Source organism: Lachnoclostridium sp. An14, assembly GCF_002160755.1.
GTDB lineage: Bacteria > Bacillota > Clostridia > Lachnospirales > Lachnospiraceae > Lachnoclostridium_A.
In genome coordinates this window covers 95798-110291 of the sequence record NZ_NFLE01000012.1, presented here as the reverse complement: position 1 = coordinate 110291, position 14494 = coordinate 95798, and the positions used below count along the sequence as shown (strand labels likewise).

General features: G+C 48.1%; 20 protein-coding genes and 1 pseudogene. 8 read left to right on the top strand and 13 right to left on the bottom strand.

Going from position 1 to position 14494, the window contains the following annotated elements; genetic code table 11:
• Positions 1-133: 133 nt before the first annotated feature.
• The 9 genes and pseudogenes from B5E84_RS09085 to B5E84_RS09045 form a co-directional block, all read right to left on the bottom strand.
• Positions 134-430, bottom strand: a complete 297-nt coding sequence (locus B5E84_RS09085) for a DUF3847 domain-containing protein (protein WP_016147288.1) — start codon at positions 428-430, stop codon at positions 134-136.
• Positions 431-561: 131 nt separating this feature from the next.
• The gene (locus B5E84_RS09080; protein ID WP_002584969.1) at positions 562-1395 is read right to left on the bottom strand and encodes a methyltransferase domain-containing protein; all 834 of its coding nucleotides are present in this window, start codon (positions 1393-1395) and stop codon (positions 562-564) included.
• A gap of 185 nt (positions 1396-1580) precedes the next feature.
• Positions 1581-1877 (bottom strand): P-loop NTPase family protein, encoded by a 297-nt coding sequence (locus B5E84_RS09075; RefSeq protein WP_005930687.1) that lies wholly within the window; start codon positions 1875-1877, stop codon positions 1581-1583.
• 134 nt (positions 1878-2011) lie between these two features.
• Positions 2012-2191 (bottom strand): transposon-encoded TnpW family protein, encoded by a 180-nt coding sequence (locus B5E84_RS09070; protein ID WP_005930684.1) that lies wholly within the window; start codon positions 2189-2191, stop codon positions 2012-2014.
• 78 nt (positions 2192-2269) lie between these two features.
• On the bottom strand, positions 2270-4120 hold the full coding sequence (locus tag B5E84_RS09065) for a recombinase family protein (protein WP_206197938.1): 1851 nt from the start codon (positions 4118-4120) through the stop codon (positions 2270-2272).
• A 56-nt stretch (positions 4121-4176) separates the two neighbouring features.
• A pseudogene (locus B5E84_RS09060) lies at positions 4177-4485 on the bottom strand (VirD4-like conjugal transfer protein, CD1115 family); the annotation flags it as partial.
• Positions 4482-4964 carry a PcfB family protein gene (locus B5E84_RS09055; protein WP_087221904.1) on the bottom strand — a complete coding sequence of 161 codons (483 nt, stop codon included), beginning with the start codon at positions 4962-4964 and terminating at the stop codon, positions 4482-4484. The pseudogene B5E84_RS09060 and the gene B5E84_RS09055, both read right to left, overlap by 4 nt.
• Positions 4965-5063: 99 nt before the next feature.
• Positions 5064-5414: a DUF7768 domain-containing protein gene (locus B5E84_RS09050; protein WP_002592984.1), complete on the bottom strand. Its 351-nt coding sequence runs from the start codon at positions 5412-5414 to the stop codon at positions 5064-5066.
• A gap of 176 nt (positions 5415-5590) precedes the next feature.
• Positions 5591-6496, bottom strand: a complete 906-nt coding sequence (locus B5E84_RS09045) for a DUF6017 domain-containing protein (protein ID WP_087221902.1) — start codon at positions 6494-6496, stop codon at positions 5591-5593.
• A 319-nt stretch (positions 6497-6815) separates the two neighbouring features.
• Between B5E84_RS09045 and B5E84_RS09040 the strand changes: the two genes are divergently transcribed.
• Both B5E84_RS09040 and B5E84_RS09035 read left to right on the top strand, forming a co-directional pair.
• The gene (locus tag B5E84_RS09040; RefSeq protein ID WP_087221899.1) at positions 6816-7619 is read left to right on the top strand and encodes a helix-turn-helix domain-containing protein; all 804 of its coding nucleotides are present in this window, start codon (positions 6816-6818) and stop codon (positions 7617-7619) included.
• Positions 7616-8227, top strand: a complete 612-nt coding sequence (locus B5E84_RS09035; protein ID WP_087221897.1) for an alpha/beta fold hydrolase — start codon at positions 7616-7618, stop codon at positions 8225-8227. The genes B5E84_RS09040 and B5E84_RS09035 overlap by 4 nt, the downstream gene beginning before the upstream one ends.
• A gap of 64 nt (positions 8228-8291) precedes the next feature.
• Here the strand turns inward: B5E84_RS09035 and B5E84_RS09030 are convergent, their stop codons facing one another.
• From B5E84_RS09030 to B5E84_RS09020, 3 genes are all read right to left on the bottom strand, one after another.
• Complete coding sequence (locus tag B5E84_RS09030) at positions 8292-8633, bottom strand: winged helix-turn-helix domain-containing protein (protein ID WP_227604672.1); 342 nt, start codon at positions 8631-8633, stop codon at positions 8292-8294.
• Between the two features lie 99 nt (positions 8634-8732).
• Positions 8733-9026 carry a metalloregulator ArsR/SmtB family transcription factor gene (locus B5E84_RS09025; protein WP_087221893.1) on the bottom strand — a complete coding sequence of 98 codons (294 nt, stop codon included), beginning with the start codon at positions 9024-9026 and terminating at the stop codon, positions 8733-8735.
• A gap of 92 nt (positions 9027-9118) precedes the next feature.
• Entirely contained in the window at positions 9119-9673 is a 555-nt protein-coding gene (locus B5E84_RS09020) for a helix-turn-helix domain-containing protein (RefSeq protein WP_227604675.1), read from the bottom strand.
• Positions 9674-9842: 169 nt separating this feature from the next.
• Here B5E84_RS09020 and B5E84_RS09015 point away from each other — a divergent pair, with 169 nt between their 5' ends.
• The 5 genes from B5E84_RS09015 (at position 9843) to B5E84_RS08995 (ending at position 13333) form a co-directional block, all read left to right on the top strand.
• Positions 9843-10046, top strand: a complete 204-nt coding sequence (locus B5E84_RS09015) for a PLDc N-terminal domain-containing protein (RefSeq protein WP_058963791.1) — start codon at positions 9843-9845, stop codon at positions 10044-10046.
• Complete coding sequence (locus B5E84_RS09010; RefSeq protein WP_058963790.1) at positions 10043-10960, top strand: ABC transporter ATP-binding protein; 918 nt, start codon at positions 10043-10045, stop codon at positions 10958-10960. The genes B5E84_RS09015 and B5E84_RS09010 overlap by 4 nt, the downstream gene beginning before the upstream one ends.
• Positions 10957-11715, top strand: a complete 759-nt coding sequence (locus B5E84_RS09005; RefSeq protein ID WP_058963789.1) for an ABC transporter permease — start codon at positions 10957-10959, stop codon at positions 11713-11715. The genes B5E84_RS09010 and B5E84_RS09005 overlap by 4 nt, the downstream gene beginning before the upstream one ends.
• A gap of 266 nt (positions 11716-11981) precedes the next feature.
• Entirely contained in the window at positions 11982-12893 is a 912-nt protein-coding gene (locus B5E84_RS09000) for a ParM/StbA family protein (RefSeq protein ID WP_087221891.1), read from the top strand.
• A 5-nt stretch (positions 12894-12898) separates the two neighbouring features.
• The gene (locus tag B5E84_RS08995) at positions 12899-13333 is read left to right on the top strand and encodes a hypothetical protein (protein ID WP_087221890.1); all 435 of its coding nucleotides are present in this window, start codon (positions 12899-12901) and stop codon (positions 13331-13333) included.
• Positions 13334-13371: 38 nt separating this feature from the next.
• Here the strand turns inward: B5E84_RS08995 and B5E84_RS08990 are convergent, their stop codons facing one another.
• Positions 13372-13707: a helix-turn-helix domain-containing protein gene (locus B5E84_RS08990; protein WP_058963758.1), complete on the bottom strand. Its 336-nt coding sequence runs from the start codon at positions 13705-13707 to the stop codon at positions 13372-13374.
• Positions 13708-13910: 203 nt separating this feature from the next.
• On the opposite strand from B5E84_RS08990, the gene B5E84_RS08985 reads away from it, so the two are divergent.
• On the top strand, positions 13911-14381 hold the full coding sequence (locus B5E84_RS08985; protein ID WP_242959237.1) for an SLOG family protein: 471 nt from the start codon (positions 13911-13913) through the stop codon (positions 14379-14381).
• Positions 14382-14494 lie beyond the last annotated feature (113 nt).

Here is a 14494-nt window from a genome sequence, read left to right as displayed (position 1 = left end):
TGGCTTTAACTGTATCATGTAGAGAAAGATTATCCGAGGAAATTTCTTTGAAATCCTTATTATATGGCCACTATTTGAAAATTTCCTCGAATAGTTGAATATCTCGGATAATGCGCCCTTTGTGCCAAAGGGATTATTCGCTTTTCCCGCCCTTGGTGCGTTTTTTCAGATAAGCCCGCGCTTCCTCGCTCGTCAAGGCAAGCCGGAGAAAGGCGGCGGCTTCCTCGTCGGTCATGGTCTTGGCTTCCGGCACAATGCTCTCAAAGACCGCACCCCGGACGATCAGCCGATGGCTGCGCGTCCTGCGTTCCTCTTGGGATAACTTTTGCCGCAACACCTTTTCCCGGTTTTCAAGCTGCCGGATTTTCTTCTTCCCGTCCTCAATCTCGGCTTGCAATTCCTCGCGGTTTTTTTCTCTCGGTTTCGTCATGGGTGGTCACTCCTTTCTACCTGTCGGCATAGAAAAAGGACAGTCGATTTCCTCGGCTGTCCTTTTGATTAGGGTGTTTGGTTTACTCCGTTCTGCTCAATAAATGGGAATATTAAATATCAATACGCCCTTTAATACATTCCTATTAAAACATCAGCTTCGATTGTCAAATGTGTGAGAGTACGCCAATCAACGCAATCTTTTTCAACGCAAAAGAGAAGCGGCGTCATTTCAATAAACGACATTCTTTGTTCTGATGACAACTGTACGGTGGCTGAAACCGTTTCTCTTGAAATGGTTTTAAGATATTTCTCAAAATATTCAACGACAGACTCATTTGAATAATCTGGATTTTTCAAGTGTGCTTGCACTTTAGTCCTGATTTCCCTCAAATGATTTTTCGTAGGAATTACTTTCACAACATATCCGTTAGGAGATAGCAATCGCTGAAATTCTTTGTAGTGTGCAGGCGAAAATATGTCTAAAATACAATCCATACTTCCGTCTTTCAAAGGGATTTTTGATAAGTCAGTAACAAACCACTTCACTGCTTTGCGCTTGTCTTTTTTTGATGCAATCTGTATTGCCTCCCTTGACAAGTCAAAGGCAAAGATGTTTCGTTCTGTTCTTTGCTGTATCTGCCTTGCATAGAAACCCTCGCCGCAACCAACATCTAAAATGTTTCTTATAGATGGCGTATCAGAAATAAACTGTATGATTTTCTCCAACACAACATCATACATGCCATACTCCAAAATTTGGTGCCGGTTGTCAAAAGACCGCTTGCTGTAGTTGGTTTTGGGCGATGATTTTAACAACAAATTTACATACCCATATCTTGAAATATCAAAGCAATGTCCATGTCTACAAATTAGGCTATTGCCTTGTATATCCATTGATTTTGTGCAAATTGGGCATTGAAAATAAACCTTGCTGTCTGCAAAGCGTGATAAATTATTATTCATTTGTTTTTCCTCCGTAATTACATCTCTGCTTCAATAAGCGAGTTATGCAATACGGATAACCGCAACATAACTCGCGGTTTTATCTTAATCTCATAAATGTAACCATTGTGTTGTCCTCCAATCAATTCCGCAGTATTACTCTGCTTTTAGAAAAAGTATAGCACAAAACTATGAACATTTCCACTCTATTTCAGCCTGTCGGCGGCGTTGCTCTCTCTGGCGTACCGCCGCGCCGCTTCCCGCCGTTCCTCGCTGTATGGGGCGGTCAGACGGAAAGAGAAGCGGCCTTTCTCAATGTCAAACTCCATGCAGCCCGTTTCCGGGTCTGCGTCGGTCTGGCGGCACACATCGGGGTGCTGCTCGGCATAGGCGGCAAGCCGCTTCTTCAAGTCGGTATTGTGGGTACGGATATGGATCAACGGGTCTTTCTCATCAAACCAGATGTCTGTGGTCTTTTTTTGCTTGGGAAGCCCTGTTCGCATAAACTCTCCTTTCTGCGCCCCTGTTACGCAATAGGGGCATTTTTCGGGTGTTTTCTCCGGCTCTTGACTTGGAGAAAACGGCGTTTTTGACGATAAAAACCGCCCGGACGGGGAATGTATCGTCGGGGCGGCTGTTATCGCAAAATTTCCGATTTTTCCGGCTCTTGACCGTCCTGCAAGCTGTCGGCAAGTATCACTTTGAGCAGCTTGTCGCGGAATGTTTCTGTGCCGCTGTGATTGAAAAACAATTCCGCAACGATGGTCTGTCCGTTCTTCTGTGTCGTGATGATACTGTCGGGGGTCTGTTCTGCCATAGGCGGCTCCTTTCTCCGGGCGCGAAAAAGGGATTTCCCGTAGCCCGGAAAATCCCTCTTAGTTGTCGGTATTCTGTTTTACTGTGCGGGTGCTGCGGCGGCGGCCTGCGCCTTTCTCCTTGCCCGGTATTCCCGCGCTTTCATGCGGTCATATTCCCGTTGCTTTTCAAGGTTTCGCGCCCGGTACTCCCTTGAATACTGCCGGTGGTAGGCGCGGCTCTTTTCCTTTTGGGCTTCTTCGATTTCCTCCCGCATTTGCCGGACTTCCTGCTCCGTAGGCTCTGCAAGCTGCGTCACTTCGTTCTCAAATCTGCCGATATAGTTAAAATATATCCCGATGTGCTGAACAGCCTGTTTTGCCCTTTTCTTGTCGCGCTCATGCACTTCAATCCGGCTGATAAACTCGTTGAGAATGGCGGGGGTCAGGTCAGTAAAGGCGGCATAGCGTTCCGTCAGCTTCAAAAACTTCTGCGCCCGCCCTCCCGCGTTCTCATAAGCGGATAGCTGCTCTTGGAGTGTGGCAAGCTCCGTTTTCAGTGTGTAGTATTCTTCCGAATATTTTTGCGACATTTGCTCATAGCGGTCTTGCGGGATAGTGCCGAGGGCGTTGTCCTCATAGAGCTTATTCAGCACCTTGTCAATCTGTTCAAGGCGTGTCGTGATTTGCGGGATACGTTTCTGCTGCTTCTTGGTCTGGTCGGTCTGCTGCATGGCAAGGTTCTTTTTCACTAAGGCTTCAAACTCCGCCCGGTTGCTGATAGAGTAGTCCTCGATTTTCTTCAGCACTTCCGCGACGGTCTGCATGAGCAAGTCCGCGTCGATGATGTGTGGGGAATGGCACTTGGGGTTTTTGGCTTTCCCCTTGTGATACTCGCTGCAATAGGCAACATGCCGCTTGCCGCCGTTCCTGTAATCTATGCGGATGTGCATTTTTGCGCCGCAATCCTTACAGAAAAGCAAGCCCGACAAAGGGTGGATTTCCCCGTCCCCGTTGGGGCGTCTGACGGGCGCGTTTTCCAAAATCCGCTGTGCGGTTTCAAAGTCGGCGCGGTCAATAATCGGCTCATGCACATTTTCGGTTATCTGCCATTGGCTCCGGTCTACATAGTGGTTCCGCTTGTCCCGGAAATGCTTTGTAGTCTTGAAGTTGACTACATCGCCGCAATACTCCTGCCGCGTGAGGATATGGGTCAAGGTGACTTTGTTCCACTTGTAGCGGTTATCCTCATTGAGCGCCTTGTTTTTACACGTTCCCCGTCCCCGGTCTTTCATGTAGAAAGTAGGGGTAGGGATTTGCTCCTGCGTCAGATATACGGCGATTTGGTTGCGGTTCTTCCCGCCGATAAACAGACGGAAAATAAGGCGCACAACCTCGGCGGCTTCCTCGTCGATTATCCAAAAATCCTTGTTGTCCGGGTCTTTCATATAGCCGTAGGGGGCTTCGGTGGCAATCGGCTTTCCGCTCATGCCCTTCGTTTTAATGCCGGTCTTTACTTTCTTGCTGATGTCCTTTGCGTACCACTCCGACATGATGTTGATAAAGGGCGCAAACTCCAATGTGTCGGGCTTCTCGCTGTCTATCCCGTTGTTGACCGCGATAAAGCGCACATTGTTCCGTCTGAATATCTCCATAGCGTTGCCAACTTGGAGATAGTCGCGCCCCCAGCGCGTCAGGTCTTTCATAATGCAGACACCGATTTTTCCGTTTTCTACATCGTCCATCATGCGGGAATAGGCAGAACGGTCAAAAAATCTGCCGCTTTCGTCATCGTCAATGTAGTGCCGGATATTGGTTAAGTGCTGTCCTCTGGCATAGTTCTCCAAAAAGATTTTTTGGTTCTGTATGCTGTTGCTCTCACCGCCGTCCCTGTCCTCGTCGCCCACGGAAAGGCGGGAGTAAAGGGCGGTAATTTTGCTATAATCAGTCATGTGCATAACCTCCTGTGCGTCCATGTAGGTGTCCTTTACACTTAAAATTATGCACTCCACCGGGCCGTGCCGTATTCTTCTCCGTGCCGGTACTTTTTCGCATTTTTGATTTTTGACCAGACTACCAGACGCAGCAGCACAGCCGCTACCGCGCCCACCAGCAAATCAAAGGGGTGGAAGCTGGGAAGCGGATTTTGAAATACAAGGCCCAGCTTTGTAAAGGCTGCCAGCAGCTTATCCAGTACATCGCCGCTGGTGGTCAGCCGGTAGGCTTCACCCAGCTTTGTGCAGAGCAAACCGGCAAACACATAGGGTAGACTTGCCTTGACCGCTTTCGCTGGGTTAATCTTTGGCAGGTTCTTCATCGCGCCACCTCCTGCTGTTTATTGCGGGAGAGGGATTGTGCCATTTTCCGGACAACCTCCTGAAGCTGTGTAAGCTGGCGGCGAACCGAAGGCTTTTCCTGGGACTGGCGCTTTACTACCTTGCCGGAATATTCCGCAAAGGCAGCAGTCAGTGCATCCGCGTCCCGCGACTTGAAAAATACCAGATAACGGGGTGGCTGGCTTGTGGTGTCCTTTTTCAGCGCGAAATCAACGCCATACTTGCGGGCAACGCGCTCAAAGGATTTGATGTTGCCGTCTGTAATCTCAATGTTGGAAACGCCTGCGCCCTGCCGGACAAGGTGCTTCACACTCTGCTTGCCTTTATAGATTTTCGGGTTTTTCTGGCTTTTCTCCATTTCCGCCAGGGCCTTTTCCACGGCTTTCTTCAAGAGATTTGCGGTCAGCTTTCCCGCCTTAATGCTGATCGCCACAGATTTTTGTTCCAGTTCTTCCTGCATGGGCTATCCTCCTTTCCGGCAGGGTGGAAATGGAAAAGAAGATACTAAGGCGGCACCACCAGCCGGTGCAGCAGGGAACGCAGCAGCCGGTGGAGAGTATCAGCGGGCTTCCTCATGGCCCTGGCTCCGGATTTTCAAAATACCGTCCAGTGTGGTGGCCGTAATGCCAAGCCGCTGCGCCACAGCAATATCGTTCTTTACGGCTTCATCCACCTCGTCGCCGCAGACAATCAGCACATGGCTACGCCGCAAAAGTTCCCGCGCCATATCAATCCCGTCCTTATGTTCGGCGGGAATGGTGTCATTGAGGAAGTGCGGCAAATAGAGGATGGGACAGATCGGGGTAAAACCGGCCAGATAGACCTTGCGGCAGTAGACCGCAGCCTGGTCGGTGTCGGTAAATTCCTGACCGCTCCATGCGGCAGAAATATATGCAAATGGCTTCTTCACGGGGTCGCTCCTTTCTCCGGCTTCATGCCGGGTGGCAAACAAACGACCCCGTGTCAAGAATAAAATGAACGCGCACCGTGCGCGTTCTTGACACAGTGCCGTTCATTTGCTGATGGGTAATCAAGGCGGGCCGGATAAGACCGGCTCGCCGCCCTCATTTGAGTATGAAAAAACAGTTACCCACTGCCATACATATCGTGATTGACAAGTGCGGTGTAGTAACTGTTGATAGTAGTAGGCGCATTGTAGAGGGAGGTTAGGAGGTAAGCGCGGATGTTCCGTACCTTCGTCGTATTTTCCCGCAGGCTGCTGATCACATACTCGATGTGGCTGGAGTCCAGCTTCAACAGCCTGCTTTTCACAACCTCTTTTGGGAAGTCCTCACCGCCAATGCGGATCATTTTTCGGGTGCTGCATACCGTGTCCACCAGGATTTCCAGAATTTCATCCAGGAGTTCATAGTCGTAGCCAAGATTTTTCCGGAGATGGTCATACTCAATGTTCTCTTTCAAAATCTCCCGATAGGCTCGTATCGTATCCATCGTATCAGCCGCCGTAGGCGGTCTATCTTCCGGAGGTCGTACCGCCGGATAGATAGATGGATCAGTATCACTCAGATCAGTCTTATTCTTATTAGTATTGATTGTGTCCGATTTTCGGAAGTCAAGAGTTCCGCTTTCGGGAAGTGCAGACTTCCGATTTTCGGAAGTCTTGACTTCCTCTTTCCGGATGAAGTTCTTGACGTAGATTTTTGTAGGGCGGCCCTGGCCCTGCTTCTTACGCTCGATCAGGCCCACCTTGTCCAACTCGGTGAACAGGGACACCGCCTTGTTGTGGCCGCAGCACATCGCGTCCATTGCTTCTTCCAACGTGAAGTAGATAAACACGCGCTCCTGTTCGTCCAGCCAGTTATTGCGTATGGACAGCCCCATGCGATCCAACATCAGGCCATACAGGATTTTCGCGTCTGCTGTTATGCGCCGGAAGCCGGGGTCGGTAAACAACACCTTCGGAATCCGGTAAAAGGTATATTGCTCTGCCTCGGTTCCGTAAAAGTAATCCAATGCACCCGGCTCGGCCATGTTTTCACCCCCTTTTCTTTCAGACCGGCAAAACAAAAGGCGCTGCCCGAAAGCAACACCTTTTGAAATATCCACCATCCGAAAACGGCGGATTTATGCGGTTTTTTGAAGCAAATCCCTACAATTTAGCGGCGGCCTGTCTGTGTGTATTTGTTGATTGGTGGAGGGTGTCCCTATGGCTAGTTTGCTAATAGCTGATTATGCGTTAAAAAGCAACGCCGCAATGGTTCGTTGCGGCGGTTCCCGCTTGTGTTGGTAGAAATAGGGCGTCTTATTTGCTATGATTTTCTCAAATCAAATAGCAGGAGGAAACAAAAATATGACCCTCGGAGAGAAAATACAAAAATTGAGAAAGCAGCGAGGACTTTCACAAGAGGCACTCGCTGAAAAGGTAACAGTTACACGACAGACGATTTCAAAATGGGAATTGGGACAATCGACCCCTGATTTGGATTTTATAGCCCAGCTCAGCGACATTTTCAATGTGTCCTCTGATTATCTTATTAAAGATGAAATGACCGAGCCGGATGAGTTACCATATAAGAAGCGCAATTATCGTTTGTCTGAAAGAGGCAAGCGCATTATTTTGGTAATCGTTTCTGCTGCAGCATTGATTGCTGGCTGCGTATGCCTGATCTGCGACTACTTTACTTCGGACAGGTTATCATGGTCATTGATTGTCGCTGTTTCCATCATCGCTGCATGGCTTATGTTACTTCCAAGTCTGATTTCCAGAACAAAGATCGTTTTGAAAACCTTAGTTGTAATCAGTGCTATCCCTATTCCACTATTGGCAATATTGTCCTTGCTTTTGCAAAAGTCAGTTATATTCACGCTGGGCATTTGCATAACGCTAATTGCGATTGCTGCAATCTGGGTAATATATGGAATTTTCCGCAAGTGCAAGAAAAATATGTGGAGAGCATTTGGTTTTGCCCTGTTGGTTTTGATCCCAGTGCCGATTGCGATTACCCATATTTCAGATTATTTTTTGCCACAAGTCCAGTTCGATTTTACATCTGACATATTCAACAGCGGGATTACCCTTGCACTTTCTCTTGTGTGCTTTGGGGTAGATTATTTGCTTTATCATAGGAAAGGGGATGCAGCAGACGAACAATGAAAACAGTTCTTTTACATGGATTAGGACAAACTGCACAAGACTGGAAAGAGGTAGTCTGTCAACTTTCAACTTCCAATGTTGAATGCCCGGAGCTTTTTTCTTCAACAGGAAATGAAATATCCTATTTCCGGATTTTGGCTGACTTGGAACGGCAGTATTCTAACGCTACAGAGCCGCTTCGTATCTGTGGCCTATCGTTTGGGGCACTGCTCGCCCTCGATTTTACTATTCGTCATGGGAATAAAGTAGATTCATTGATCTTAATCGGCGCACAATATAAAGTACCAACATTACTGATTGATTTTCAAAATTTCTTGTTCCGCTGCATGCCCAACAAGAGTTTTGAGAACATGGGACTATCAAAAAGGGATACGATTAAGCTATCTCACTCTATGCGGTCTTTGGATTTTACCTCACAATTAAACGGAATTACTTGCCCTGTCACTATTTTGTGCGGTGAAAAAGATAGTGCCAACCTAAAAGCATCGAAAAAGTTAAATGGACTACTTCCCCAAGCAACTTTGCAAATCATCCCCGGCGCAGGCCATGAGATTAGCAAAGATGCGCCAGAAGCTATTGCTACCATACTTAATAATTATACTGTTTAAGGAACCTGCACCGACCTATGATAAAGCAGCGCCGCCCCGGTAGAGCCGGGACGGCGCTGTTCTGTTATTTTGGTGTGAAGCGGTAGCCGTGGCCCCGCACCGTTTCGATGATACCGGCGCCCAGCTTACGGCGGAGCTTGTAGACCATGCTGGAGATTCCCGTCCAACTTGCGTCATAGGTGTCCGCGGCAACAGCCTCGTAGATCTGGCGGGCGGAGAACACCTGCCCTGGCCGGCGGGCCAGCAGGAGCAGAATGTCGAACTCCATCGGCGTCAGCTCCACCGCCTGGCCGGACCGCCATACCAGCCTGCGCTGCGGGTCGATTTGCAGAGAGCCAAAGAGCAGCGGGGCATCTGCGGAGGCGGTCACTGTGGAGAAGTTCGCAACAGAAGCAAGAGCCGTCACAGTGTTTGCAAAGATGGCGTCCTCGTCGTCGCTGAAGGATAGAATTATAAATTTCCCAATTTTCCCCCACCTCCTAATTTTTGCTCGAATAATTTACAATCACTTATTTGACTTAGCATTATATAGACCCATTAGCCACAGATACACTTCATCCAATGAGCCGCGATTGATGCTATATATCCTCCGTTTTTCTACTTGACGACAGCAAATTAAGCCACTCCTTTGCAACAGAGAAAGATGATAAGAAATCGAGGCAGGTGTTATCTGAAAATATCCTGCAATCTCTCCGGCAGAGTGCGGTTTTTGGCTTAACCGCATTAGAATTTCTCGTCTGGTTGGATTTGATAACGCATGGAATTTTTTGTCCAGTGCATTTTCGCGTTCATTCTTCATAATGTATCTCCATTATTCCCGATAACAAAATATTACCATTATGGGAATATTAAGTCAAGAGAAAACGCCCTGTGCATATAGGGCGTTTTTCTCTATTCATCCGCCTTATGTTCCGGGGAGATAATCAATCCAACCGTTCTTAATCTGCGACCCGGCTCTGGTTTATTATCTTGAAGTGGATATAAGATTTGAGCAATATCCGATACCACTTTTTCCAGTTCCTCATCTGTCAAATAAACATGAGAAAGGCTAAGACCAGACCGATCCCTTTTTATGTCAATTCCCGGTGTGTCGCAGTATTCTTGAAAAATCTTGGCGAAGGTCAAAAAATACTGAAAGAACATCTGCATATAAATGGCACCGGAATTTTCTCCGAGAACTGATGGAGGATCAGACGGGTCAAAAGTTAATGCGTAAGTCTTTTCAACTGTTCCGCGTATTGGTGTTTCATTAACGATTTTCAATAGTCCATCATCGGTCATTCGTTTCAAATTACGATATAGTGTAGTTTGAGGAATATCTGAGCATTTTTCAGCCAAATACTTTGCGGTAACTTCCCCTCGACGCATTATTTCTATCAGCAGGCGGCTCTTGGCCGGATTTGAAATACATTCCATAATCTTTTCATTCAAATTCTTGCTGCCCATGTTCAACCTCCTTTTTGAAAATATTATCACTTCGGAAATAAAAAGTCAAGGGAAGGTATTGCTTTTTTATTTCCATAGTGGTAATATAACCTATGCGGGAATATTAAGGCGAAAATGTCGAACCCCCGCAAATATCGATACGAATTATAACAATAGGAGGTAAATTGGTATGTCTTTGTTGCAGGAAATATTTCCGCTTCTTATTCCCATCTTTGTGATTGATGTGATCCTTGCCGTGGCCGCTGTCCGGCATATTCTCCGGCATCCGCATTATCGCTTTGGGAACAGGGCTATGTGGCTTGTAATCTCTCTGGTTATCCTTATGTTTGGCCCGATTATCTATTTTGTTTTTGGGAGAGGTGAGGAAAAATGAATGTGCTTTCTATCCGCAATCTATCTAAAAGTTTTGGACAGCAGCAAATTATAAAAGATCTGAATATGTCTGTTCCAGAGGGGAGCGTTTTTGGCTTCATTGGACAAAACGGTGCAGGAAAAACAACAACAATGAAAATGGTTTTGGGGCTTTTGCAGCCCGATCAGGGAGAAATCCTTGTGTGTAATGAACCGGTTCGCTTTGGGCAGACCAAAACAAATCAGTATATTGGATATTTGCCGGATGTGCCGGAATTTTATAACTATATGACTGCAATGCAGTATCTTACACTGTGCGGAGAAATTGTTGGCCTTCCCAAAGAAAGCATTTCTCAAAAGGGAAAAAAGCTACTTTCCCTTGTCGGTCTTGATGGCGTAGAAAAGCGTGTTGGCGGTTATTCGCGTGGTATGAAACAGCGCCTTGGAATTGCACAGGCGTTATTGGCTGATCCTAAACTGCTGATTTGTGATGAACCTACCAGCGCCCTTGACCCGGTGGGAAGAAAAGAAATCTTGGACATTCTTTATAAAATCCGTGGGACAACAACGGTTTTGTTTTCAACGCATATTTTATCCGATGTGGAGCGCATTTGCGATCATGTGGCACTCTTGAATGACGGTAATATTGCTGTTGGCGGAACGCTTTCGGAAATCAAAGCGTTGCATAGCCATGACAGCCTGTTAATTGAATTTTCAACCGAGGCCGATTTACAGCATTTCAAAGAATGTATGACAGGACAATCGCTCCTGAACGGATCAGAAGAAAAGGGGCGGGAAATTGTAATACACAGCCGGGAGATGAAAAAGGCCCAGCATACCATCTTCTCCACTTTAGCCGAAGCAGACCTTGTGCCGGTCAAGGTGGAACTTATGGAGCCGTCGCTTGAAAGCCTATTTTTGGAGGTGATAAAATGAAAGGCTATATTGCATTTGTAAAAAAAGAGTTTGTAGAAAATCTAAAAAACTACCGCTTTTTAATCCTGTTTGCAATCTTTGCGGTTTTCGGAATGTCCAGTGCTTTTCTGGCAAAATTCACGCCGGAAATTATAGCTGCATTTGGAGCCGGATTAGAAATCACCGAGGAACCTGTCGCCCTTGACGCATGGCAGCAATTCTTTAAAAACATATCCGGCATTGGATTTAGCGCATTTATCATTCTGTTTGGAAGCTGTATGTCCAGTGAGTATTCCAAAGGGACATTGCTACTGCTGGTGACAAAGGGATTGGCAAGGCCATCTGTGATTATGGCAAAGTACACCGTAGCAGCAGTATCTATGACGGTTAGCTTTTGGGTGAGCTTTGTAGGTGCCTATGGATATACATATTACCTTTGGCCAGATGCTTCACTTTCAAATGTTGTACCGTCTGCGTTTTTTATGTGGATGATTGGATTTCTCTATCTTAGCATCCTCATACTCGGTTGTGTTCTATTCAAGCAGACTTTTACAAGCATCCTGTTTACTGGCGGGATTGTAGCCCTGTTCTCTGTTTTAAGTGTTGTAAAACCGTTATCTGCCTTTAACCCGGTTGTCCTCACTTCACGAAATGTTGACCTGATTTCAGGTGAGATTTCAATGACGGAGTTTCTTATTCCATTTATTGTTTCAGTGGTTTTATCTGTGGTATTTTTAGCGGCAGCAATCCGGGCATTTAATAAAAAGCAGTTATAAAGCCCGAAATTTTACTCCCTCATTCCCTAAAATAAAGAAAGGTTGCTGTCGATTACACTATTGAGCCAAATTGTTGAACATACCGATATAACAGCAGCGCCGCCCCGGTAGAGCCGAGGCGGCGCTGTTTTGTTATTCTGGTGTGAAACGGTAGCCATGGCCCCGCATGATAAACATGGGTTTCAAAAAATATGCCGTCGCCTGTTGAGAAAGGCGTCATCCAGGCGTAAAGGATATGTATAAAGCAAAAAAGGAGGCATTCACCTATGTTAATTGGTGTCGATCATGGCAATAAACAAATCAAGACGGTTCACTGCGCCCCGTTCGTTTCCGGCCTGCAGCAGAGCATGACCCGGCCGTTTGGGCCGAGCCTGCAATACGGCGGTAACTACTATACGCTCTCCAACGAGCGTATTCCCTACCGTAAGGACAAGACTGGGGATGACCGCTTCTTTATCCTGACTCTGATTGCGATTGCGGAGGAATTGACGGCCCGGGGCGTTGACGAGAAAGAATTGTACCACATCCAGCTGCCGGTGGGGCTGCCGCCCGCCCACTTCGGCGCCCAGGCGGAAAAGTTCACGGCCTATTTCCAGAAGAAAGGGATCGTAGAATTCCAGTACCGGGACAAGCATTACGCCATCAGCATTGATGATGTGGCCTGCTATCCCCAGGCATACGCGGCGGCGGCCACCATGCTCCACACGCTGATGAATGAGGCCAAGGCGGTAGTGGTGGACATTGGCGGCTTCACGGCAGACTATCTGCTGATGAAAAATGGAAAAGCCGACCTCAGCTCCTGTGATTCGCTGGAAAACGGCGTGATCCTGCTTTACAATAAGATCAGGTCCAGGGGCAACGCGGAATTGGATCTGCTGCTGGATGAGGGAGATGTGGACGCCATCCTCACCGGCAAGCAGACGCAATACCCGTCGTCGGTGGTCCGGCTGGTGGAGCAGCTGGCACAGGAGTTCGTCAACGACCTGTTCAGCACCCTGCGGGAGCGGATGCTGGACTTGCGCTACTGCACGGTGGTCTTTGTGGGCGGCGGCGCCATTCTTTTGCGCCGGCAGATTGAGGCATCCGGAAAAGTGGGTAAGCCGTTGTTCGTCTCCAATATCAACGCCAATGCAGCCGGATATGAGTATCTGTACCGTCTTGAAGCTGCGGGCAGGTGACAGCTATGGCGGCCAAGAAAGAACGGGGGCGTTTTTCCCTGCGGTTCAATATCAGCGACCCGATCCATTTAGCAACGGTCGAACTGCTGGAAAAACAACCTGACCACGGGAAAGCACAGTATATCGCCAATGCAGTCGTTTTCTACGATACCCACTTTGCGGATGATCCACAACCGTTAAGAGCAGCGGCACCGGCCATAGACCGGGCCGCCATTGAAGCCATCGTGCGTGAGATTCTGCTCCAGGAGACGAGGCACTCTGAAAAGCCTGCCGCCGCCCCCGCCGCCTGCCCGGATGCAGAAACAACAACGGCCCCGGTGCCGCAGGAGCAGACGCCGGAGCCGGAATATGTGCCGGAGCTGGGAGAGGAACCGGAGGCAGATGATGCGATCCTCGGCCTGATTTCCAGCACAATGGAAGCTTTTCGTCAGGGGAGATGATATAAAAAGAGGTATGAGGGCTGCATTGCCGCTGGCGCTCATACCTCTTTTTCTTCCTGTATAGCCGCGATGAAGTTGTCGATAATATTTTCCAGGTGTCGGTATTGGCAGGGAGTCAACGACGAGACCTTTTGATTGAGCAGGCGTGTGTCGCCTTCCATGACCTGACCGCGCAGGAGATAGTCTGTGCTGATATCAAGCGCATCACAGATCTTCAGCATCGTTTCAGGCCGCATGGCTTTTGTGCCCAGCTCCGCAGTGGAAACGGTCTGGGGCGTGACATGTGCCATCTTGGCCAGAGCCTCTTGTGTCAGTTTTAGTTGTTTGCGCCGGTCCAGCATCCGCTGGCCCATTTCTTTCAAAAGTTCGCCCATTCGTAACCCTCCATGCTATAGCTATATTTTATCCGCTATAACATAAAAAATTAAGCGGCCATGGTTGAACTTCATCAGCCATAGCAAGTATAATGGGCTATATTGAGAAAAAAGTTTCTGGAGGAGATGAGATGTCCCAGTTTTACTCGTGTGCAATTACCAGTCAGCGGCCTACACGGTTCAAATTCAAGTATCAGGAATATATGACCTCGTGCAAGCGCCTGAAGAAACGGCTGCACGATGTTTTTACCGAACTGTACCGGCGCGGTGTGCGCCGGTTCTATGTTGGTGGGGCCCTTGGCGTTGATCTATGGGCCGGCGAGATCCTGCTGGAAATGCGCCGGCAGGAAGAGTACCAGGAGCTGGAGATCGTGCTGGTCTACCCGTTTCCGGGCCATGACGAGCGATGGGACCCAAAGAGTCGGGAGCGTCTGCGCCATCTGAAGGAAAACTGCGACCAGTTTGTAATGGGTAGCAAAATCGTGGGGGCCCAAGGGTATCGGGAGCGCACTGCCTACATGGTAGAACACGCTGATTGCCTGGTGGCCGTGTGTGATGATGAGCCTGCTGGCCCGAGCGGCGTGGAGGCGGTGCTGCGGATGGCAGAGGCGAGGAAACTGCCTGTGGTGTTGATCCATCCAGATACGGGAAAGGTGAAATGTGTTATTCTTTGATATAGTCTTATGAGAACAACTTCCAGAGAAATTCAATATTCAGATCTTACTTTACAAAGGGCTTGAACTACCTACTGCAAACATTTTCAGATGAATATTACTTGAACTCAAGA